Annotated in this window: 21 protein-coding genes; 11 read left to right on the top strand and 10 right to left on the bottom strand. The window is 62.0% G+C overall.

Annotated features, from left to right (window positions below; translation table 11 throughout):
• Positions 1-24 precede the first annotated feature (24 nt).
• Together FHU29_RS17360 and FHU29_RS17355 are read right to left on the bottom strand one after the other, a co-directional pair.
• The gene (locus FHU29_RS17360) at positions 25-375 is read right to left on the bottom strand and encodes a hypothetical protein (RefSeq protein ID WP_064439329.1); all 351 of its coding nucleotides are present in this window, start codon (positions 373-375) and stop codon (positions 25-27) included.
• Positions 376-427: 52 nt separating this feature from the next.
• Positions 428-604 (bottom strand): hypothetical protein, encoded by a 177-nt coding sequence (locus FHU29_RS17355; protein ID WP_157094954.1) that lies wholly within the window; start codon positions 602-604, stop codon positions 428-430.
• Between the two features lie 325 nt (positions 605-929).
• Between FHU29_RS17355 and FHU29_RS17350 the strand changes: the two genes are divergently transcribed.
• The 9 genes from FHU29_RS17350 (at position 930) to proB (ending at position 13,262) form a co-directional block, all read left to right on the top strand.
• A complete protein-coding gene (locus FHU29_RS17350) occupies positions 930-3,650 on the top strand; it encodes a valine--tRNA ligase (protein WP_074390769.1) in 2,721 nt (906 codons plus the stop codon).
• Positions 3,647-5,134 (top strand): bifunctional tetrahydrofolate synthase/dihydrofolate synthase, encoded by a 1,488-nt coding sequence (gene folC, locus FHU29_RS17345; RefSeq protein ID WP_232322890.1) that lies wholly within the window; start codon positions 3,647-3,649, stop codon positions 5,132-5,134. Before FHU29_RS17350 ends, folC begins: the two co-directional genes overlap by 4 nt.
• A gap of 53 nt (positions 5,135-5,187) precedes the next feature.
• On the top strand, positions 5,188-5,568 hold the full coding sequence (locus tag FHU29_RS17340; RefSeq protein ID WP_232322907.1) for a DUF4233 domain-containing protein: 381 nt from the start codon (positions 5,188-5,190) through the stop codon (positions 5,566-5,568).
• 43 nt (positions 5,569-5,611) lie between these two features.
• Positions 5,612-6,025 (top strand): nucleoside-diphosphate kinase, encoded by a 414-nt coding sequence (gene ndk / locus FHU29_RS17335; RefSeq protein WP_064439327.1) that lies wholly within the window; start codon positions 5,612-5,614, stop codon positions 6,023-6,025.
• Positions 6,026-6,456: 431 nt separating this feature from the next.
• On the top strand, positions 6,457-9,696 hold the full coding sequence (locus FHU29_RS17330) for a translation initiation factor IF-2 N-terminal domain-containing protein (RefSeq protein ID WP_064439326.1): 3,240 nt from the start codon (positions 6,457-6,459) through the stop codon (positions 9,694-9,696).
• Between the two features lie 214 nt (positions 9,697-9,910).
• On the top strand, positions 9,911-10,219 hold the full coding sequence (gene rplU / locus FHU29_RS17325) for a 50S ribosomal protein L21 (RefSeq protein WP_013805924.1): 309 nt from the start codon (positions 9,911-9,913) through the stop codon (positions 10,217-10,219).
• Positions 10,220-10,286: 67 nt separating this feature from the next.
• Positions 10,287-10,547 (top strand): 50S ribosomal protein L27, encoded by a 261-nt coding sequence (gene rpmA, locus FHU29_RS17320; protein WP_064439325.1) that lies wholly within the window; start codon positions 10,287-10,289, stop codon positions 10,545-10,547.
• Positions 10,548-10,677: 130 nt separating this feature from the next.
• Positions 10,678-12,162, top strand: coding sequence for a GTPase ObgE (obgE, locus tag FHU29_RS17315; RefSeq protein ID WP_064439324.1), 1,485 nt, complete (start codon positions 10,678-10,680; stop codon positions 12,160-12,162).
• Complete coding sequence (gene proB / locus FHU29_RS17310) at positions 12,159-13,262, top strand: glutamate 5-kinase (RefSeq protein WP_064439323.1); 1,104 nt, start codon at positions 12,159-12,161, stop codon at positions 13,260-13,262. Before obgE ends, proB begins: the two co-directional genes overlap by 4 nt.
• A gap of 4 nt (positions 13,263-13,266) precedes the next feature.
• Here the strand turns inward: proB and FHU29_RS17305 are convergent, their stop codons facing one another.
• From FHU29_RS17305 to FHU29_RS17270, 8 genes are all read right to left on the bottom strand, one after another.
• Positions 13,267-13,617, bottom strand: coding sequence for an arsenate reductase ArsC (locus FHU29_RS17305; RefSeq protein WP_064439513.1), 351 nt, complete (start codon positions 13,615-13,617; stop codon positions 13,267-13,269).
• A 59-nt stretch (positions 13,618-13,676) separates the two neighbouring features.
• The gene (gene arsB / locus FHU29_RS17300) at positions 13,677-14,795 is read right to left on the bottom strand and encodes an ACR3 family arsenite efflux transporter (protein ID WP_064439322.1); all 1,119 of its coding nucleotides are present in this window, start codon (positions 14,793-14,795) and stop codon (positions 13,677-13,679) included.
• A gap of 19 nt (positions 14,796-14,814) precedes the next feature.
• Entirely contained in the window at positions 14,815-15,153 is a 339-nt protein-coding gene (locus tag FHU29_RS17295; RefSeq protein WP_064439321.1) for an ArsR/SmtB family transcription factor, read from the bottom strand.
• Between the two features lie 44 nt (positions 15,154-15,197).
• A complete protein-coding gene (locus FHU29_RS17290) occupies positions 15,198-16,052 on the bottom strand; it encodes an NAD-dependent protein deacetylase (protein ID WP_083962177.1) in 855 nt (284 codons plus the stop codon).
• Positions 16,053-16,271: 219 nt separating this feature from the next.
• Positions 16,272-16,667, bottom strand: coding sequence for an ectoine synthase (locus FHU29_RS17285; RefSeq protein WP_064439320.1), 396 nt, complete (start codon positions 16,665-16,667; stop codon positions 16,272-16,274).
• A 113-nt stretch (positions 16,668-16,780) separates the two neighbouring features.
• On the bottom strand, positions 16,781-18,091 hold the full coding sequence (ectB, locus tag FHU29_RS17280; RefSeq protein WP_232322889.1) for a diaminobutyrate--2-oxoglutarate transaminase: 1,311 nt from the start codon (positions 18,089-18,091) through the stop codon (positions 16,781-16,783).
• A gap of 74 nt (positions 18,092-18,165) precedes the next feature.
• Positions 18,166-18,687: a diaminobutyrate acetyltransferase gene (gene ectA / locus FHU29_RS17275; RefSeq protein WP_041450889.1), complete on the bottom strand. Its 522-nt coding sequence runs from the start codon at positions 18,685-18,687 to the stop codon at positions 18,166-18,168.
• 144 nt (positions 18,688-18,831) lie between these two features.
• Positions 18,832-19,695, bottom strand: a complete 864-nt coding sequence (locus FHU29_RS17270) for a ribokinase (RefSeq protein ID WP_064439319.1) — start codon at positions 19,693-19,695, stop codon at positions 18,832-18,834.
• A 59-nt stretch (positions 19,696-19,754) separates the two neighbouring features.
• Here FHU29_RS17270 and FHU29_RS17265 point away from each other — a divergent pair, with 59 nt between their 5' ends.
• Positions 19,755-21,056 (top strand): glutamate-5-semialdehyde dehydrogenase, encoded by a 1,302-nt coding sequence (locus tag FHU29_RS17265; RefSeq protein ID WP_064439318.1) that lies wholly within the window; start codon positions 19,755-19,757, stop codon positions 21,054-21,056.
• 53 nt (positions 21,057-21,109) lie between these two features.
• A complete protein-coding gene (locus FHU29_RS17260) occupies positions 21,110-21,979 on the top strand; it encodes an AAA family ATPase (protein ID WP_064439317.1) in 870 nt (289 codons plus the stop codon).
• Positions 21,980-21,986 lie beyond the last annotated feature (7 nt).

Genomic DNA, 21,986 nt, shown 5'->3' with positions numbered 1-21,986 from the left:
CGGAAGGATCTCGGGAAGCTTGCGTCACCACATGGTGGCCAGAAGGATGTTCAGAGTCGTCAGGCCACCAACGGCACCGAGAAGGGCATTCGATATGCGCGGTGCGTCACGATAGATGTACACGAGGGCGGTAATAACAAGGAGCACCAGGACCTTGATGCCGACCTTGATGTGGTTGAGGTCGTATCCAGCGGCTTCATTGAGGCCGACCAGCGCCACGCCGGAAACCAGCATCAGGAACGCGCCGTGCAGCATCCCCGGGACCATCCGGGCCTCGCCGGCCTTCATAGCCTTCATCTGGTAGATGACACCGCCGAGTAGCGCGACGATGCCAATGATGTGCAGTGCCAGGAAAAAGCCAATCACCACGTCCATACGACACAGGGTAGTAGACGTATGGGCGTGGTGAAGAACTGACTGTTGCGAATTACTCTGCGGCTGCTGTGGCGGCGTCAGCCTCAGGTGCTTCAGCGCCGAGGCCGCCCAGTGATTCGAGCGATCCGGTGCCCGCCGTCAGGAAGTCGGCAATTCCGCTGAAGAGTGCGCCGATGTCGCCAAATCCGCCGGTCGCTTCGATGAGGGCGATGATCGTTTCGATATCCATGGGGTTCTCCTTGCGTGGTGCGTGAATTTGGCATGCCGAATAGACCTCACTGGATGAAGCCAAGAGGTTGTTGCGGCGGTGACGACGATGTCGGGTGAATGAACGGTGGTCGGCAAGAATTCAGGTGCCGAAAGACTGAGGCCGTTCGAGGGGCCACGTTAGCGCGAACTGTTACCAAATTGGAACCCTAATTTAATGACTTTAAGACCTTTTACTGTGTTGTTCATCACTTCAAACTTGAATTTACCGCCCGGTAACCGGGCAAAGTCCTGGGACTGCCGGGATGCGATGTGACCGGCGCGGGCATCTTCCCTAGAATCGCGGGGTGACCAGCGCAGCGCCAGAGCCCCCCAAGACAACTGCGGCCGCACAGAATGCCGCGGGCAGGACGGAAGCCGCAGATTCCGGCGTCCCGACTGAGACGACCTTGCCAAAGTCGTGGGAACCGCAGGCGGTAGAGGCCGACCTGTACCAGAGGTGGATCGACGCGGGCTACTTCACTGCGGACCCGAAAAGCGACAAGCCCGGTTTCTCGATCGTACTTCCGCCCCCTAACGTCACCGGCAGCCTGCATATGGGCCACGCGCTTGACCACACGCTGATGGACGTACTGTGCCGCCGCAAACGCATGCAGGGATTCGAAGTGCTGTGGCTGCCAGGTATGGACCACGCAGGCATCGCCACGCAGATGGTCGTAGAAAAGCAGCTCGATGCCCAAGGGGCTAACCGCCACGAGCTCGGCCGCGACAAGTTCATTGAACGAGTCTGGGACTGGAAGGCAGAATCTGGCGGCACCATCCTCGAGCAGATGCGCCGGATCGGTGACAGCGTCGACTGGACCCGCGAGCGGTTCACCCTCGACGAGGGTCTGTCGCGCGCCGTGCAGACCATCTTCAAGAATCTTTACGACTCCGGACTGATCTATCGCGCGGAGCGACTGGTCAACTGGTCGCCCGTACTGCAAACGGCAATCTCTGACATCGAGGTGAAGCACGAGGAGGTTGACGGCGAACTCGTCTCGCTCCGGTATGGCTCACTTCAGGACGATGAGCCGCATGTGATCGTCGCGACCACCCGTGTCGAGACGATGCTTGGGGACACCGCAGTGGCGGTGCATCCCGAGGACGAGCGGTACAGGCACCTAATCGGCACAACTGTGTACCACCCGATCACCGAGCGCCAGATCCCGATCGTCGCCGACGATTACGTCGATCCGGCTTTCGGTTCCGGCGCTGTCAAGATCACCCCTGCGCACGACCCCAACGACTTTGAGATCGGGCTGCGTCATGACCTCCCGATGCCGACCATCATGGACGAGCAGGCACGGATTTCGGGCACCGGCACGGAGTTCGATGGTATGGACAGGTTTGAAGCCCGGGTGAAGATCCGCGAGCGTCTGGCCAGCGAGGGCCGTGTCGTCGCGGAAAAGCGTCCCTATGTCCACAGCGTCGGGCATTCCGAACGCGGCGGCGAAGTCATTGAGCCACGGCTGTCTAAACAGTGGTGGGTCAAGGTCGCGGACCTTGCGACGATGGCGGGCGACGCCGTGCGTGACGGTGACACCGTGATCCACCCGAAGAGCCTGGAACCACGCTGGTTCGCGTGGGTCGATGACATGCATGACTGGTGTATCTCCCGGCAGTTGTGGTGGGGCCACCGGATCCCGATCTGGTACGGCCCAGAAGGAGACGTTGTCTGCCTCGGACCTGACGAGACTGCACCCGAGGGATACGTCCAGGATCCGGACGTTCTCGACACCTGGTTCTCATCAGGGCTGTGGCCGTTTTCGACAATGGGGTGGCCAGACGCTACGCCAGAACTAGCGAAGTTCTATCCCACGAGCGTGCTTGTTACCGGCTACGACATTTTGTTCTTCTGGGTCGCCAGAATGATGATGTTCGGCCGCTTTGTCGCCGAGAGCGAATCCGCCAAAGCACCTGGCAAGGTCCCGTTCCATGACGTTTTCCTCCACGGCCTGGTCAGAGACGAGTTCGGCCGGAAAATGTCTAAGTCGCGTGGCAACGGTATCGACCCGCTCGACTGGGTTGAACGTTTCGGTGCGGACGCGCTGCGCTTCACACTCGCTCGCGGAGCCAACCCGGGATCCGACCTCCCGGTCGGTGAAGACCATGCGCAGGCTGCCCGCAACTTCGCGACGAAGCTTTTCAACGCGACGCGGTTCGCGCTGATGAACGGCGCAAAACCAGGGGAGTTGCCGCCATTTGGCGACCTCACCGATGCCGACCGGTGGATCCTTGACCGGCTCGACGCGGTTCGCGCAGAAGTGGACGCCGCCTTCGACAGATACGAATTCGGCAAGGCGTGTGAAGCGCTCTATCACTTCGCCTGGGATGAATTCTGTGACTGGTACCTCGAGTTGTCCAAGGTGCAGTTCGGGACCGACGAGGCCGCCGCAACGACTCGGGCAGTGCTCGGCAACGTGCTCGACACCCTGCTGCGTCTTCTGCATCCGGTGATCCCGTTCGTCACCGAAACACTCTGGACAGCGCTGACCGCCGAAGAGTCCGTGGTGATCGCAGACTGGCCGTCGGCGGTTGGTGCCCCGCAGGACAACCGTGCTGCGGGACGGATCGCCGACACGCAGCATCTCATCACCGAGATTCGGCGTTTTCGGTCAGACCAAGGTCTGCGTCCAGGGCAGAAGGTACCGGCGCGCATCACGGGGCTCGCGGAAGCCGACCTTTCGGAAATGGAGCCTTACGTCGCCAGCCTCGCGAAACTCACTCCGGCAGGAGACGAGTTCTCCGTCAGTGCGTCGATCGAGGTTCGTGTGAGCCGGACAACCCTTACCGTGGAACTGGACACGTCAGGCACTGTCGACATCGAAGCGGAGAAACGCCGTCTGGCAAAAGATCTTTCGTCTGCGGAAAAGGAGCTCTCGCAGACTTCAGCAAAGCTTGGAAACGATGCGTTCCTCGCTAAGGCGCCTGAGCACGTGGTGGAGAAAATAAGAACGCGGCAGCGCGTCGCAGAAGAGGAAGTAGCGCGCATCGGTTCACGCCTTGCCGCGCTTGGTGGAGCATGAACCGAAAAGATTCCCAGAACGCTCACGACAACGCTTTTTTCCTGCCTCTCGACGGTCCTGAGACTCCAGACACGCCGATCGATGACACACCCACCCCAGAGGACCTCGCTGAGCTTGCGGCAGTCGAGGCTGAGCTCGACCAGCGCTGGCCAGAGACCAAGATTGAGCCTTCGCTTGCGCGGATCAGCGCACTGATGGATGTTCTGGGTACGCCCCAGCATTCGTTTCCCTCGATTCACATCGCGGGCACGAATGGTAAGACATCGGTTAGCCGCATGATTGACGCACTTATGACGCGGCTAGGCCAGCGCACTGGCCGGACGACGAGCCCCCACTTGCAGATCGTCACGGAACGAATCAGCGTGGACAATGCGCCTATCGCACCCCGTCGATACATCGACACGTATGTTGAGCTCAAGCCGTACATCGAAATGATTGACGCGCAATCTCAGGCGAGTGGCGGGCCGCGCATGAGCAAATTCGAGGTCCTCACTGCAATCGCGTTCTCGGCGTTCGCGGATGCGCCTATCGACGTGGGAATTATCGAAGTCGGCCTCGGCGGAACCTGGGATGCGACGAACGTCGTGAATGGGCAGGTTGCGGTCATCACGCCGATCAGCACCGACCACACCGAATATCTGGGGCCGGATCTCGCGTCGATAGCTGGTGAGAAGGCGGGCATCATCAAGAAGGCGCCCGAGAAACTTATTCCCACGGACACAGTTGCTGTCGTCGCCCAGCAAGAACCTGAAGCGATGGAGGTCGTGATGCGGCGGGCCGTGGAAGCGGACGCCGCGGTTGCACGCGAAGGCAGCGAGTTCCAAGTGATCTTGCGTCAAGTTGCTGTCGGCGGACAGCAGCTCACCCTGCAGGGTCTCGGAGGTGTCTACGACGACATCTTCTTGCCGCTGCATGGCGAGCATCAGGCCCGGAACGCGTCTGTCGCCCTCGCCGCTGTTGAGGCGTTCTTCGGGGCCGGGCGAGACCGCCAGCTCGACATTGAGGCGGTGCGCGACGCATTTGCAAGCGTGGCAAGTCCCGGGCGGCTTGAACGCGTTCGGGCAGCGCCAACGGTCTTCCTTGATGCAGCACACAATCCCCACGGCGCGAAGGCACTTGCCGACGCGCTGAGCAGCGAATTCGACTTCCGCCGGTTAATCGGTATCGTCGCCGTCATGGCGGATAAGGACGCATCGGGCATTGTCGATGCGCTTGAACCTGTCTTCGACGAAATTGTCGTCACCACCAATGGATCTCCCCGCGCCATGCATCCGGACGAACTCGCGTCCGTTGCGCTTCCGAGGTTTGGTGAAGACCGAGTCATCGTCTCGCCTGATCTGGCGGACGCGATCGAGATCGCTGTCGCTCGTGCCGAGGACACCATCGAACCTGGCGAGCATGTCTCGGGCGCCGGAATAGTGATCACGGGATCTGTGGTTACCGCGGGAATCGCGAGAACGCTTTTCGGAAAGGAGCCGGTGTGACCGACGCGGTCCCGCCCCCGGCGAAGGATCCATGGAAGGGTTTGCGCGGCGTCATGGCCGGCACACTCATCTTGCAGGCGATCGTGGTGATGCTCGCATTGCCCGTCGTGTGGCGCGTGGGGGATGGGATTACCTGGTTCTCCGGCAGCTACGTCATCGGTCTCGCCGTTCTGATGATTCTCGGTGCTGGGCTGCAAGGGCGGCCGTGGGCGCTGAAGTTCGACATAGCGCTGCAGGTGCTGATGGTGGGGACTTTCGTCATCAGCGTGGCCCTCGGCATCCTGGGTCTGATCTTCGCCGCGGTGTGGGGGTACATCTTGTATCTGCGCAACGACCTGCAGAGCCGGATCAAGGCGGGGCTGCTGCCGAGCCAGCAGATCAGTGCCGCTGAGAACGCTGAGGGGTCTGAGGGCGCCGAAGGCGAACGGAAGTAGGACCCCGCGCAAGTATTCAGCGCATGGCAGATACGCTAGGCGCGTGAGTGAGCGCACCTTAGTCTTGATCAAGCCCGATGGAGTGGCCCGTGGCCTCGTCGGGGAAGTTGTTGCCCGTATCGAACGGCGCGGCCTGAAGCTCGTAGCTCTAGAGCTGAAGAACGTCGCCGACGATCTCGCGGCAAAGCACTACGCCGAGCATGAAGGCAAGCCCTTCTACCAGTCTCTGCTTGACTTCATCACCTCGGGTCCGCTGGTGGCCGCAGTGGTGGAGGGGCCGCGCGCCGTGGGAGCCTTCCGTCAGATCGCTGGCGGCACCGACCCTGTCGACAAGGCAGCCCCGGGCTCTATCCGTGGAGACTTTGCTCTCGAAGTCCAGGAGAACATCGTTCACGGCTCAGATTCAGCCGAGTCTGCCGCACGTGAAATTGAATTGTGGTTCCCGGGACTTTCCTGAAAAATCCCTGCTCAATCGCCATGCTCTGTGGCGTGGTGCATGCGCACCGCACCACAGAGTGTGCCTATCTGGACGGGACTCGCCGCTAAGTGTGGGATAGTGGAGAAGTAGCAACGCTGCGCGGTGCTCTGACAATGACGAAGCGAACAAGTCAGGGTTAACGTGTAAGGGTGCTGCTGGACTTCACCAGTGAGTCCAGCCGGGCTGTGATCGCGACGTTGTGCGCGGCGGCGGAGGTCGCGACGCGCTAACGAATGGACGCAGAGGCAGGCCGGTTAGGCGAACTGTGGGGCCCACAGGTGGTAAGTCGGCGATTTTGATGTCGGCGAGCCGCCACGAGACCGGACAACTATCTCGCGCCAAATGTGCGTGAGCAGGCTTACGCCCCTGCGTGGCCGCGATTTTCGCGCCCGGGGGCCCGAGGAGAATACGTGGCCGATAAAGCGCCGCCTAACAACGTAATCGAGAACACTGCAGGTGGAGATCAGCAGGATCACTCCAGCAACGGTGAGGATGCTCGACCAGTGTTTCCTGCAAAGATGCGTGTGCATGCACTAGCGAAATTGCTCGGACAGACGAGCAAGCAGCTGCTGTCGACGCTCAAGGAGCGTGGGCTGGAGTTGCGCAGCGCGCACTCCACTGTGGAGCGCCAGGTCGCTGAGGAGGTCTGGGACGCGGTCAGAAGTTCGCCCCCTGTGTCCGCCCCGGCTGAGCAGCCCGGTGAGGAAGCTGCCGCAAACGTGGCCGCCGCGATCCCTGAACCCGAAGCCGGTGAAACACCTGCCGCCGAGCCCGCGCCCAGTGAGTCCCGCGTGGGTCAGGATTCCCTGTTTTCGGCCGCAGCAACTACGGCCGAGACCGAACGTGCGGAGCGTTCTTCAGCAGCAGCTGAAGTAGGCCCGCCACTTTTCCTCCCGCCACCACCACCGCCAGAGGCTGAGGAAGACGCTGATCGCGGTCGGCGCCGCAAGCGCACTCGCAAGGTCAAGGAAGCTGAGCCGGAAGCGTCGGCTGGCAAACCCGAACCAAAGCCTGCACGCGAAGCAGAGGCAGCTCCCCCAGAAAAGGCGACCCCAGAAAAAGCGACTCCAGAAAAGGCGACCGCCGAAACTGATGTGAAGCCCCAAGAAGAGTCGGACACGTCCGATGAGGGTGACGACGAGGGTGGCAAGAAGGGCCGACGCCGTCGTCGGGGCCGCCGCGGACGTGGCCGCGGAAAGGGCGAGCCAAGTTCAGAAAAGGGCGCCGACGACGAATCCGAGGATTCAGCCGAATCGGGTGAGTCAGCGGAATCCGAATCTGGCGACGATTCAGCGGAGCAGCCAGACGAGCCGAAAGCTGCCAAGAAGAAAGCCGAGAAGGCGCCGGAGCGTCCGGCCGCTGAAGCCGCTGACGACGAGTCGGGGGAAGGCGAGTCGGAAGACAGCGAATCCGAGGAAGCCTCAGACGAGGGGTCTTCGGGCACCTCACGCCGTCGCCGTCGCCGCCGCCGGCGCAAGGCTGGGGGAGAGGACGGCGATGGGAGCGACGCCGCGTCATCAGACGACGATCCCCCGAACACCGTCATTCACGAACGCGAGCCCCGGAACAAGTCCCGCAAGGACGAAGTGCAGGGCATCTCTGGTTCGACTCGGCTGGAAGCGAAGCGGCAGCGACGCAAGGACGGACGCGACGCTGTCCGCCGCCGCCCGCCCATCCTGACTGAAGCTGAGTTCCTCGCACGCCGTGAGTCAGTCGATCGCGTCATGGTGGTGCGTGAGAAGCAGGCTGACAGCCAGCCGGGTACCACGACGCAGATCGCGGTGCTCGAAGACAGCATGCTCGTCGAGCACTTTGTCACCAGTGCGTCGTCGGGGTCCATCGTCGGCAATATTTACCTTGGCCGGGTGCAGAACGTCCTCCCCAGTATGGAGGCGGCGTTCGTCGATATCGGCCGTGGCCGCAATGGAGTCCTTTACGCGGGTGAAGTGAACTGGGACGCTGCCGGTCTTGGGGGCAATTCGCGCAAGATCGAACAGGCGCTCAAGCCTGGTGATCAGGTGCTTGTGCAGGTCAGCAAGGATCCCGTCGGACACAAGGGCGCGCGCCTGACGACCCAGATCTCACTGGCGGGACGGTTCCTCGTTTACGTGCCTGAAGGCTCGTCCACGGGTATCAGCCGTAAGCTGCCTGACAACGAGCGGAAACGGCTTAAGGACATTCTCCGCGAAATCGTCCCAGTAGACGCCGGCGTCATCATCCGCACCGCGTCCGAGGGAGTATCAGCGGAGGAACTCGGCCGTGACATCGAGCGTCTGCGCACGCTCTGGTCATCGATTGATGAGCAAGCAAAATCTGAGAAGGGTAACGCGCCCAAGACCCTCTACGAGGAGCCGGATCTACTGGTCAAGGTCGTCCGCGACCTGTTCAACGAGGACTTCTCGCGGCTGGTGGTGCAGGGCGATCGCGTCTGGAACACCGTCGAAGGTTATGTCCGCAAGGTAGCCCCCGACCTGTTGGACCGGGTCGAGCACTACCAGGCTGACCAGGATGCTTTCGGCGCTTTCCGGATCGACGAGCAGATCACGAAGGCGCTCGACCGGAAGGTATGGCTGCCCTCTGGCGGCACCCTCGTGATCGACCGCACCGAGGCGATGACCGTTATCGACGTCAATACTGGGAAGTTCACCGGGTCTGGTGGAAATCTCGAGGAGACGGTGACGCGTAACAACATCGAGGCGGCTGAAGAGATCGTTCGGCAGCTGCGTTTGCGCGATATTGGCGGCATGATCGTCATCGACTTCATCGACATGGTTCTGGAGTCGAATCGCGATCTGGTGCTGCGCCGCTTGACTGAGGCGCTGAGCCGTGACCGCACACGTCACCAGGTGTCGGAAGTGACCTCGCTTGGTCTCGTCCAGATGACACGAAAGAAGATCGGTACTGGCCTGGTCGAGGCATACTCGACGCCCTGCGAGCACTGCCATGGCAGGGGCATCGTGGTGCACGAGGAACCGGTTGATGCTCAGGTCACCGGCGATGGCCGCGGTGGTCTCCCACCGAGTGGCCGTCGGTCACGCAGGGCCAAAGCACGCCAGGAAGTTGTGCCGCCCCAGGCCAAACCCGACGAGCTCAAAGCGCAGGCCCAGGTTCACAGCAAGCATCCGATGATCCTTGCCATGGCAGGTGGGACCGAACCCGGTGACGAGCAGGACGAAGCGGAAGCACCGTCCTCGCCCAGTGACGCGGGAGTCAACGCTCCGGAGACTTCGGCGCCCGCTGAGATTTCGGAGGCGATCGACGCCGCACAGGCCGCTGAGCCGATCGCGCCCGCGACACCGCAAGCAATGGAAGAACCTGTCAGGCCCCTTGAAACTGAGGCGCCCTCAGAGCAGGTGGTGGCGGACGAGCCTGTCGCCGTAGCGGTGCGTCGTCGCAGGGTGAGCAGAAACGCGGCCCCAGCACAGGCCTCTGATCGTCCAGCGCCCACCGAGGCAGTGTTCGCGCTGCCGGTGCTCGAGGAGGCGTCTGCGGACGGCTCAGGGGCTGATTCCGGAGAGAGTGAGCACCTCAGTGCTGAGGTTGCTGCCGGACCTGTGAGGCGGCGCCGCCGCGCTGCAGGCCGGCCGGCAGGCCCTCCCGTCGATGGGGAGCAGGACCAGGGCCACGCAAGTGAGCAGGCCTCCGTATGAGCGCTGTTGATGCGCGGCCCGTCAGTTTGACCGCCAAGGCTGTGTTCCACTAACCTTGGCAAGTCGCTGCCCAGCGACGTTCCTTCAGGCTGCGGTTCTGTGTGAAGGTCAGCCGTCGCGGGAAACCGCGGGATGTGGGCAGCAAACAATAGACCAGTCGCTCCGCGACCAGCGGTGCGAGTAGAAAGTTCGATGAAGCAAGGGGTAGCCCTCCATGTACGCGATCGTCAAAACCGGCGGCAAGCAGTACAAGGTTGCTGTTGGTGACCTCGTGAAGGTCGAGAAGATCGAGGGTGCTCCGGGCACTGCTGTTGAGCTTCCTGTCGCCCTCGTTGTGAACGGCGCAGAAGTGACCTCCGACGCCGCTGCTTTGGCTAAGGCCACGGTCACTGGTGAGGTCGTCGAGCACACCAAGGGCCCGAAGATCCGCATCCACAAGTTCAAGAACAAGACCGGGTACCACAAGCGTCAGGGTCACCGGCAGAAGCTGACCGTCCTGAAGGTCACCGGTATCAACGCGTAAGCGCCGGTTCAGGAAAGTTAGCACCAGGGCTTAATAGGCCCGAGGGCCTTCGAGGAGGATCAGGGAAATGGCACATAAGAAGGGTGCATCGAGTTCACGGAACGGGCGCGATTCCAACGCCCAGCGACTCGGTGTGAAGCGATTCGGCGGTCAGCTGGTGAACGCGGGCGAAATCCTCGTTCGTCAGCGCGGAACACACTTCCACCCGGGCGTGAACGTCGGGCGTGGCGGCGACGACACGCTGTTTGCGCTTTCAGCAGGCTCGGTGCAGTTCGGCGCCAAGCGTGGTCGCAAGACCGTAAACATCGTTCCGGCTCAAGCTGTCTGATTTAGTTCAGCGGGGTTCAGCTCAAGGAACAACACAGCACTAACGCTCTGAATTAGGGGCGGGCCCGGGCCAAGCTGCTCGTAGGCCCGCCCCTTTTTCGTTTCCCGGTGCTGAAGAGGAGGAACTGACTGTGGCTCGATTTGTTGACCGGGTTGTTCTGCATGTTCAAGCAGGCAACGGCGGCCACGGCTGCGCGTCCGTGCACCGGGAGAAGTTCAAACCGCTGGGTGGCCCGGACGGTGGCAACGGTGGCCGGGGCGGAAGCGTCGTGCTCGTCGTCGATGCCGGTGTGCATACCCTGCTGGACTTTCACTTCCGCCCGCACGCCACTGCGACAAGCGGTCGGCCCGGAATGGGCAGCAACCGCAATGGCGCTGACGGCGAGGACCTCATCCTTCACGTCCCCGACGGCACAGTCGTCCTGGACAAGGACGGCGAGATGCTTGCCGACTTGGTGGGCCCCGGTACTGAGTTTGTGATCGCGAAGGGTGGCCGCGGCGGGCTGGGTAACGCTGCGCTGGTTTCGAAGGCGCGGCGCGCGCCCGGCTTCGCTCTCCTCGGTGAGGAGGGGGACCAGGGCGACGTCGTGCTTGAACTCAAGTCGGTCGCTGATGTTGGCCTGGTCGGCTTTCCTTCTGCGGGCAAGTCCTCACTGATTTCGGTGCTATCTGCCGCGAAACCGAAGATCGCCGATTACCCGTTCACTACGCTCGCGCCGAACCTTGGCGTCGTCGAAGCGGGGGAAACGACTTACACCATCGCTGACGTGCCTGGACTTATCCCCGGCGCGAGCGACGGCAAAGGACTGGGCCTCGATTTCCTGCGGCACCTCGAACGCTGCGCGGTACTCGCACACGTCGTCGATTGCGCCACGATGGACCCAGGCCGTGATCCTGTTTCTGACGTCGATGCGCTGGAAGCTGAACTTGCCGCTTATACCCCGGCGCTGGCCGCTGATACTGGCCTCGGAGATTTGGCTGAGCGTCCGCGCATCGTGGTGCTGAATAAAGCGGACGTGCCTGAGGCCGCCGAACTTGCCGACTTCGTGAAACCCGAGTTCGAGAAGCGCGGCTGGCCCGTCTACATTATTTCTGCCGTGGCGCGCACCGGCCTGCGTGAACTGAGTTTCGCCCTTGCGCGGATGGTTGAGGAATATCGTGCAGCGCATCCGAAGGAAACTCAGCGACGTCCGATCATCCGGCCGGTGCAGGCGAAAGAGCGCGACTTTTCGGTATCTCCAGACCCAGCCACTCCGGGGGCTTTCGTGGTGCGTGGCACTAAGCCAGAGCGCTGGATTCGCCAGACCCAGTTCGATAATGACGAAGCGGTCGGGTTCCTCGCAGACCGGCTTGCACGCCTGGGCGTCGAGGACGAACTGTTGCGTCTCGGAGCGGAACCAGGTGCACAGGTCACCATCGGTCCTGTGACCTTCGACTGGGAGCCACAGACACCGGCGGGTACCGATGTGCTGCTAAGTGGCCGTGGCACGGATGCGCGCCTTGAACAGAATGAGCGCATCGGCGCCAAAGAGCGGAAGTTCGCGCGCCGCGTTCGGCGGGGACTGGAAGCTCACGCTGAAGACGATGCGGATCAGGGAGGAGACGCAGGCCGATGAGCGTCCGGGAGTCCATCGCGAGCGCCCGCCGCATCGTCGTCAAAATTGGCTCTTCCGCTATCACGACCCTCGAAGGTGGTCTCGAACTCGCTCGGCTCGACGCGCTTGTGGACGCCTGTGAGGCACGGATGCGCGCTGGGTCCGACGTTGTTGTCGTCTCGTCAGGAGCCGTAGGTGCCGGGATTTCGCCGCTGGGTCTGAAAAAGCGCCCACAAGACCTCGCCACCAAACAGGCCGCCGCCAGCGTGGGGCAACTCGCTATGGCGCAAGCGTGGTCGACGTCCTTTGCCCGGCACAACAGAGTCGTGGGTCAGGTGCTGCTCACCGCTGACGACATCGCGCGCCGTGCCCAGCATCGCAACGCCCAGCGCACACTAGACCGCCTACGTTCGCTGCGCGCCGTCGCGGTTGTCAATGAGAACGACACTGTCGCTACGACCGAGTTGAGGTTCGGCGATAACGACCGCTTGGCGGCCCTCGTGGCGCATCTAGTCGGTGCTGACGCGCTGATTCTCCTGTCCGACGTGGACGGCCTCTATGACGGGGACCCGCGTAAAGGAGGCGCCAAAATCATTCGCGAGGTCGCTGGACCGGATGACCTCGACGGCGTGGTCGCAGGGACCGGGGGAGCGCTCGGTACCGGCGGAATGGCTTCGAAACTGTCCGCCGCCCGCCTCGCGGCGGACTCAGGGGTGCCCGTGCTGCTCGCTGCCGCTGTGGACGCGGACAGTGCACTGTCCAGCGCTTCTGTGGGCACCGTGTTCGCAGCCCGGCCCGGGCGGATGTCAGCGCGGAAGTTCTGGGTGCGCCATGCGGCCGACACCAACGGCAGTCTGCAGCTCGATGATGGCGCAGTGGCAGCCGTGGTCGGCAAACGCCGCTCCTTGCTCGCCGCTGGCATCACTCGAATCGAGGGCCGATTCTATGGCGGCGATGTCGTCGACATCATCGACAAGGATGGCGCGAAGGTGGCGCGCGGTGTCGTCGCATTTGATTCGTCGGAATTGTCCGCGATGCTCGGCAGGTCCAGCACTGATCTTCCGGCCGAGTTGCGCCGTCCTGTTATCCACGCGGACGACCTGGTAGCGCACTTGCGCTGACGCACTAGCGCACAGTGACGAGTTCGCCGATCAGGGCTTCGACCCGCCGCCGGATCTCGTCACGAATTGGACGTACGGACTCGAGGCCCTGGCCAGCAGGGTCGTCGAGTTGCCAATCCCGGTAGCTCTTCCCAGGGAATATTGGGCAGGCATCGCCGCATCCCATTGTGATGATCACGTCTGACACCTCGACGGCGTCGGTTGTGAGCACTTTGGGATGTTGTGTGGTGATGTCGATGCCCTCTTCAGCCATCGCGGCGACTGCAGCCGGATTGATGGTGTCGGCGGGGGTGCTACCAGCTGATCGCACCTCGATTGTGTCACCGGCGAGATGGCGGAGGTAGCCGGCGGCCATCTGCGAGCGGCCCGCGTTGTGGACGCACACAAACAGCACCGAAGGCTTGTCAGAACTTTTCACTTGCGGGTGCTTCCTTCCGGGAGGGGTGGTACGTCTGCGGCCCAGAAGCGCTTTCGGAGCCACAGGGACACGTATACGAGCGCGACCAGGACAGGCACCTCGATCAGGGGCCCGACCACACCGGCGAGGGCCTGACCTGAGGTGACGCCGAAGGTCGCTATGGCGACGGCGATAGCTAATTCGAAGTTGTTGCCTGCGGCGGTGAACGCGAGCGTGGTGGTCCGCTCGTAGCTCAGACCGATTGCCGCTCCGAGGAGGTAGCCGCCGAACCACATGACTGCGAAGTAAATGAGCAGCGGCACAGCAATACGGACGACGTCCAGCGGGTTCGAGCTGATTTGCTCACCCTGCAGGGCGAAGAGGACGACGATTGTGAATAGCAGCCCATAGAGGGCCCATGGACCGATTACTGGCAGGAACTTAGCTTCGTACCACTCGCGTCCCTTCGCGCGTTCGCCGAATCGGCGTGTCAGATATCCGGCCAGCAGAGGGATGCCCAGAAATATCAGCACGGATCGTGCGATGTCCCACGGGGATGCGTCGATCGATGCCTGCTCGAACCCCAGCCAGCTGGGCAGGAGAGCAAGATAAAACCAGCCGAGCACCGCGAACATGAAAACCTGGAACACCGAATTGAGGGCGACTAGAACAGCCGCGGCTTCACGGTCACCGCAGGCCAGATCGTTCCAGATGATCACCATCGCGATACACCGGGCAAGCCCGACGATGATGAGACCGGTGCGGTATTCCGGTAAGTCGGCGAGGAATACCCAGGTGAGAGCGAACATGACCGCAGGGCCGATGACCCAGTTCAGGAATATTGAACTTGCGAGCAGCCGTCGGTCTCCGGTCACCGAGTCGAGTCGGTCGTACCGGACCTTTGCCAGAACCGGGTACATCATGATCAGCAGGCCGAGCGCAATGGGCAGGGAAATACCATCGATCTTGATACCGTCGATCGCCGAACCGAGTCCGGGCACAAACTGGCCCAGCAGCAGGCCCGCCCCCATTGCGAGGGCGATCCATAGGGGAAGGAAGCGGTCGAGGGTAGACAGTCGCGGCCCCGCGGCAGCGGGAGGGGTTAACGTGACAGCGTCCGTGCGTGAGTTACTCACGACACTCCTTCTCGAGGTATCAGCAGCAGTTCGGGTCGGGTGCAACGGTGGGAGCGGAGGGGCCCAGCAGAGCGCTTACTAGTGGTTCAGCTCCTGCGGCGATCCAGTAGTACACCCAGGTTCCAGAGCGCTCACAGGAGAGAAGACCGGCTTCTTTCAGCACCTTGAGGTGATGAGAAATCGTCGGTTGCGAGAGGCTGAATTGGGGCGTGATGTCGCAGACACAGACTTTGCCGCGAGGATCACTCGCGATGAGGCTCGCTATTCGTAATCGCACGGGGTCACTCAGGGCTTTGAGCGTGTGCGCCCGCAACTTGGCTTCCTCAGCCGTTAGCGGCTGATGGCCAGGTGGTGCCATTGACATCCATCTATATTGATAGATATCTATCCAAAGCGCAAACGCTACGTCAGCAGCCGCGCCAGAGTCGTGAGGACCTCGGTGCATCCCGCATTAAGTTTGAGTGCCGCGAGATCATCGCCGCGAGTCTGACCCCGATTGATAATGACGATGGGTTTTCCCTGCTTCGCCGCATACCGCACGAACCGGAGCCCTGACATGACGGTGAGTGATGACCCCGCAACAAGAAGTGCCGTCGCGTCGTCCACGGCGGCATACGCATGTTCGACCCGTTCACGCGGGACGGACTCGCCGAAGAACACGATGTCTGGCTTGAGGATGCCCCCGCAGGCAACGCAGGCCGCGACGCGGAAATGTTCGACGGCGTGCACGATCGCATCCGCATCCGGCGCTATCTCAAGCCCGTCGAGAGCAGCGCGGGCTCCGAAGTCTGCATTGAGTTCGGTGAGCCGCTTCGCGAGGGCTTTGCGGTCGGTCGTACTCCCGCAATTGAGGCAAACGACAGACCGGTAGGTGCCGTGAAGATCAATGACGGTGCGGTGACCGGCCTTGGTATGGAGCAGATCAACGTTTTGGGTGATCAGATGGGCGACTGCGCCGGAACGTTCGAGTTCCGCAAGCGCTGCGTGTCCTGGGTTGGGCGACCGTGATTCCATGTACTGCCAGCCGAGGTGGTTACGTGCCCAGTAGCGTTGACGGTTCACGGAGCTGCCGACGAACTGCTGAAAGGTCATCGGAGTCCGTTTGGGGGAGTCAGGGCCCCGGTAATCTGGCACACCAGACTCCGTCGAGATTCCAGCGCCCGTAAGGGCAAGAATGCGCTGCCCTGCCAAACACTCGATCAGCCGCACGGTGTGCGCCCGGCTGATGGTCTGCTGCTCGCTGATCACTGAGCCCACGGGTTTCACCCCATCCAGCATAGCGAGACCGCAGAAAGACACAGAAGGCACGGAAAGACACAGAGACGCGGGGCAACCTTCCCTTGCTGCCCCGCGTCTCTACCGTTGTATCAGGCTGGACTGACAGTCCCCGTCATCCGATATCAGAAGTTTGGTTTTGTTACCGTTCGGTGCGGCTTTGGTGGCCGCCCCGTAGCCCCGCCTGTTCGTTTACTGCGATCAGTCAAGCTCGATCAGCGGATAAACCCCGTGTTCGTCGTGTACTTCGCGTCCGGTAACGGGCGGGTTGAACACGCACAGCATCCGCATCTGCTCGTCGACCTCGAGACGATGCTTCTCGTACTTGTTCAGCAGATACATCGAACCAGCTGACAGTTCGTACACCTCGCCGGTTTCGAGGTCTGTGAGCTTGCCCCGGCCTTCCACCAGCCAGACGGCCTCAACATGGTTCGCGTAGTGGAACTCGTTGATGGTGCCCGCTTTGATCGTGGTCTCGTGGAAAGAGAAGCCTACGCGGTCGTCAGCGAGGACGATCCGCTTGCTGCGCCAGTTTCCGTTCTCGGCGGTTACATCGCGCTCAGTATCGGTGATCTCTTGGGTGGTGCGCACGATCATGGGAGCGGCCTTTCTGTTGTGAAGTGATCAGCGACTTTCGAAATGTGGTGATGCCCGACGGAAACGCGCCCCGGGGATTGGTTGTCGATCCCGGGGCGCGTCTTCGTGGGAGATCAGCTGAGGACCTGCTCAGTGGCATCGGCGAGAATCGCGAGGCCCTGGTCGAGCTCATCGTCCGTGAGAGTCAGCGGCGGCAGCAGCTTGACGACCTCATCTGACGGACCGGAAGTCTCGGCGAGCAGCCCGTTCCCGAATGCGATCTCGCATGCCTTCGAAGCGAGTTCGGGCTTGTCGAACACCAGACCCTGGACCATGCCCCTTCCGCGGCCGTGGACCTCGCCCTCGTACTTCTTGGCGAGGTTATCGAAATTCTCGGCGATCTTCTGGCCCTTGCGGATGGTGTCGAGCTCAAGCGCGTTGTTCGACCAGTAGGTGTCCAGCGCGACCTTCGAGGTCACGAATGCAGGGTTGTTCCCGCGGAAGGTGCCGTTGTGCTCGCCGGGAGCCCAGATGTCGAGTTCCGGTTTGAAGAGAGTCAGTGCCATCGGCAAGCCGTAGCCGCTGATCGACTTCGACACGGTGACGATGTCCGGGGTGATGCCAGCGATCTCGAAGGAGAAGAACGGTCCGGTACGGCCGCAGCCCATCTGGACGTCGTCAACAATCAGGAGGATGTCGCGGCGAGCGCAAAGCTCGGCGAGAGCGGCGAGCCACTCGGGCCGGGCAACGTTGACGCCACCCTCACCCTGAACGGTCTCAACGATGACGGCCGCCGGGCGGTTGAGGCCGGAACCTGAATCGTCGAGGACGCGCTCGAACCACTGGAAGTCCTCGGTGACGCCGCCAAAGTAGTTGTCGTACGGCATCGGTGTGGCGTGTACCAGCGGGATGCCCGCGCCTGCGCGCTTCATCGAGTTACCGGTGACGGACAGCGCGCCGAGCGTCATCCCGTGGAACGCGTTGGTGAAGTTGATGATCGCTTCACGGCCAGTAGCCTTGCGTGCAAGCTTCAGTGCGGCCTCGACCGAGTTGGTGCCGGTCGGGCCGGGGAACTGGACCTTGTAGTCGAGTTTGCGCGGCTTGAGGATGACGTCCTCGAAGGTCTCGAGGAATTCCTTCTTCGCGACCGTAGCCATGTCGAGGCCGTGAGTGATGCCATCGCGCGCGATGTAGTCGATCAGCGCTTCTTTGAGAATAGGATTGTTGTGCCCGTAGTTCAGTGAACCGGCGCCGGCAAAGAAGTCGAGAAACTTGCGGCCGGACGTGTCCGTGATCCACGCGCCCTGGGCGGTGTCGAACGTGGTCGGCCAGCCTCGGCAGTAACCCCGAACCTCGGATTCACGTGTTTCGATGATGCTCGGAACCCCAGGTCCGGTGCCGGGCTTCTCTGCCTTTTCATCAGTTGGCAAGTGAGCGATAGTCATGAGTTACTCCTCATAAGAGAGATACGGATAAGTTCTATTACCCAGCGTTTGCCAGGTTTAGCCCTGTTACGCGCTTAGCGCGGTTCGAATTCGCCGATTCGATAGAGATCCTCCGGCTCGTGGCTGTCCGGGAAGAGATCAGGCGGGAACAAATCGCTGCGCGTAATAGAGGTATTTCGGGTGCGCGCGAGCGAGGTGAACATCGCGATCGAGGCTTTGTTGTCAGGGCTTACGGTCGTTTCGAGGTGGGTTGCCCGGCGCACAGGTGGCTGATCGAGCAGCCAGTCGAGCATCCCGTGGGCGATCTTCATCCCGCGGTAATCGCTGTCAACGGCAACCTGCCAGACAAACAGCGTTAGTGGGTCCTGCGGACGGAAGAAGCCAGTGACAAATCCGGCCACTCTGCCGTCGACCTCAGCGACTACGGATGACTCACGGAAATCGCGGCACCACAGGACGTAGGCATAACTGGAATTCAGATCGAGGACCTGTGAATCGCGGGCAATCTCCCACAGCCGGACCCCATCCTTGGGCTCCGGGAAGCGGAATCGCACCGCACTCCGGGCGGTGTTTGGGCGTTCTGCTGTCGAATTCATCGGTAACCCGAGGTTAACAAGATGCATTAGCGATGTCAGGGTGGCAGGGGGATTCGGACATGGGATGACTAGCGAATCCCCTGGTTAAAGACACTATGTGACGATCATTACATTGTGATCATTGACCAGGTGTGATAGGCACGGCTAGCTACTACCCAAGCTAGGCATTCTTGCCGCCACATCGGTATATCCCGGACTGTACGCTCCCTCTCGAGTTACTGCGAGTGCCCCTGCTGTGCAGGCCCACGGCACGGCGACAGATGGGCCGCTGCGCCAGAGCGCTGCGCATGCCCCCGCGAATGCATCTCCAGCACCCGTGGTGTCGACCACATCTACCTCCGGAGCGGGTGCATCCAAGCTTTCGCCCCCACAGCCCCGAAAATGCGCACCGCGGCGCCCGCGGGTGATGACGAGCTGACGGAACCGCTCCTGGTCGCGCCCGAGTTGTTCAGCCTCGATCTCGTTGACGATCGCCACATCTGCGTGGGTGAGCAGCTTCCGGGGGAGTTGCTGATAGGGCGAAGGGTTCAGCATCACGGTCGTGCCTGCCTCATACGCGAACTCGGCGGCGTCGGCGACGACGCTGATGGGCACCTCGAGCTGGAGCAGCAAGACATCACAGTCACGGATGCGTGCCTGGTCTGCAGGCGTGAGTTCGCGGAGCGCATGATTCGCGCCGGGGACGACGACGATCGAGTTCTCGCCCGCCGGGTTGACCGTGATCGCCGCGAATCCACTGGGGCCCTCGATCGTGCGCAGCTCAGATGTGTGCACACCTGCCGAAAGCAGGCGATCCCTAAGGGGCTCCGCATAGCTGTCAGTCCCGACCGCTCCGAGAAACCAGACTTGCGCCCCCATGCGGGCGGCTGCGATCGCCTGGTTGGCGCCCTTGCCGCCGGGCAGTTCTCGCCGTGACTCGCCGAGAACTGTTTCTCCGGGTGCAGGCAAGCGCTGCGCCCGGACGACAAGGTCCATGTTGATACTGCCGAGGACCGCGATCCGGCTCATGTGGACAGCATCGCATCACGTAGTTCGGTCTTGTGACGCAACCCGCTACCCTGGTGGTCATGACTACGGGTTTTCAGGGGTCTGCCGCCAGTGCGACTGCGACTAGTTCGTCAGGTGCGGAGGATCTCCGCGACGCCGTTCACGACGCGGCCCGCCGTGCGCGAGGCGCCGCGCGCACACTCGCGTTGCTCACCACTGAGGAGAAGAACCGGGCGCTTCATGCTGCCGCTGACGCTGTGCTCGCTGGTGCAGGGGACATCATCGCCGCCAATGACAGCGACATTGAGCGTGCACGGGCTGCTGGTACGGCGGAGAGCCTCCTCGACCGTCTGCGGCTGACCCAGGCACGCGTGGAAGGTATTGCCTCCGGCTTGCGGCAAGTAGCGGGGCTCGCAGATCCTGTGGGTGAAGTTCTGCGCGGCACGACGCTGCCGAACGGGCTTGAACTCGTGCAGAAACGCGTCCCTCTCGGTGTGGTTGGGATCGTGTACGAAGCGCGCCCAAACGTCACAGTGGATGCGTTCGGCCTGGCCCTGAAATCCGGAAACTCAGTGCTGCTGCGCGGTTCAGGCTCGGCAGCGGCATCGAACGCCCAGCTAGTCCACACCTTGCGCCGATCGCTCACCGAACTCGGTCTCCCTGCCGACGCTGTTCAGTTGCTGCCGAGCGAGAACCGCGCCTCGGTAACGCACTTGATTCAGGCACGTGGGCTTGTTGACGTTGTCATTCCACGTGGTGGCGCTGGACTGATCAGTGCGGTCGTGCGCGACGCGACCGTGCCGACAATCGAAACTGGTGTTGGAAACTGCCACGTTTACGTGCACGGCAACGCTGACTTGGACATGGCCGAGGAAATCGTTCTCAACTCGAAGACCCGTCGGCCGAGTGTGTGCAATACGGCGGAAACTCTGCTTATCGACGAGTCGATTGCCTCGACCGCTCTGCCACGTCTGATGAAGGCGCTGGAGAAAAGCAACGTCACCGTGCATGGTGATTTACCTGGGATGGTTCCCGCGACGGATTCCGACTGGGGCGACGAGTATTTGAGCCTCGATATCGCGGTCAAAGTGGTGAGCGGTATCGATGAGGCTATCGAGCACATCGACCGATGGGGAACCAGCCACACCGAAGCGATCGTCACGCAAGATCTGGCGGCTGCGCGGGAATTCACGAACCGTGTCGACGCGGCAGCGGTGATGGTGAACGCCTCCACCGCCTTTACCGACGGGGAGCAGTTTGGCTTTGGTGCCGAAATTGGTATCTCCACACAGAAGCTGCATGCACGCGGCCCCATGGCGCTACCCGAACTGACCTCGACAAAGTGGATCGTCTGGGGTGAGGGCCACACCAGACCTGTGTGACAGGTCTGCCCAGCGAAAGCTGACTTAGGAAAGGACCCGGCTTGGACCGTTCCATGCCCGCCTCGCGCCCGATATTCTCGAGCCCAGCGGATGTCACTGAGCGACTCGCTGAGACCGGCTACCTTGCCGACACCGCGACCGCGACCGCAGTCTTTCTCGCGGACAGGCTGGGTAAGCCACTGCTCATCGAGGGGCCCGCTGGGGTGGGCAAGACGGAACTCGCGCGCGCGGTCTCACAAGCCGCCGACGCAGCGCTCGTTCGGCTGCAGTGTTACGAAGGCGTCGATGAGGCCCGGGCCCTCTACGAGTGGAATCACGCAAAGCAGATTCTCCGTATTCAGGCCGCACACGAAAACAGCTGGGAGGAAACTCGCGACGATGTTTTCTCCGAGGAGTTCCTGCTGTCCCGGCCGCTCCTCACAGCGATCCGGCGTGAAGATCCCACCGTGCTGCTCATCGATGAAGCCGACAAGGCAGATATCGAGTTCGAAGGGCTGCTCCTCGAAGTCCTCAGTGATTTCGCGGTCACCGTCCCTGAACTCGGCACGATTGAGGCGGTGCGTCGCCCGTTTGTCGTCCTCACGTCAAACGCCACGCGGGAACTTTCAGAGGCACTGAAGCGCCGGTGTTTGTTCCTTCACATGGACTACCCGGATCCCGACCGAGAACGCAAAATTCTTGCGGCGCGGGTCCCGGAACTGCCAGAAGCATTCGCGGAGCAACTCATTCGGGTCATCAGCGTGCTACGCGGTATGCACCTGAAGAAGGCGCCGTCAGTGGCGGAAACCATCGATTGGGGGAGGACGCTGCTGGCACTCGGCCTGGACACCGTCGACGATGCCGCTGTCCGCATGACGCTAGGAGTAGTGCTGAAACATCGCAGCGATCAACTGCGGGCCGCCGCCGAACTCAGGCTGAACTGAGGACTTG

This window comes from Hoyosella altamirensis (genome assembly GCF_014191505.1).
Lineage (GTDB): Bacteria > Actinomycetota > Actinomycetes > Mycobacteriales > Mycobacteriaceae > Hoyosella > Hoyosella altamirensis.
This window is presented reverse-complemented; position numbering and strand designations above follow the sequence as displayed.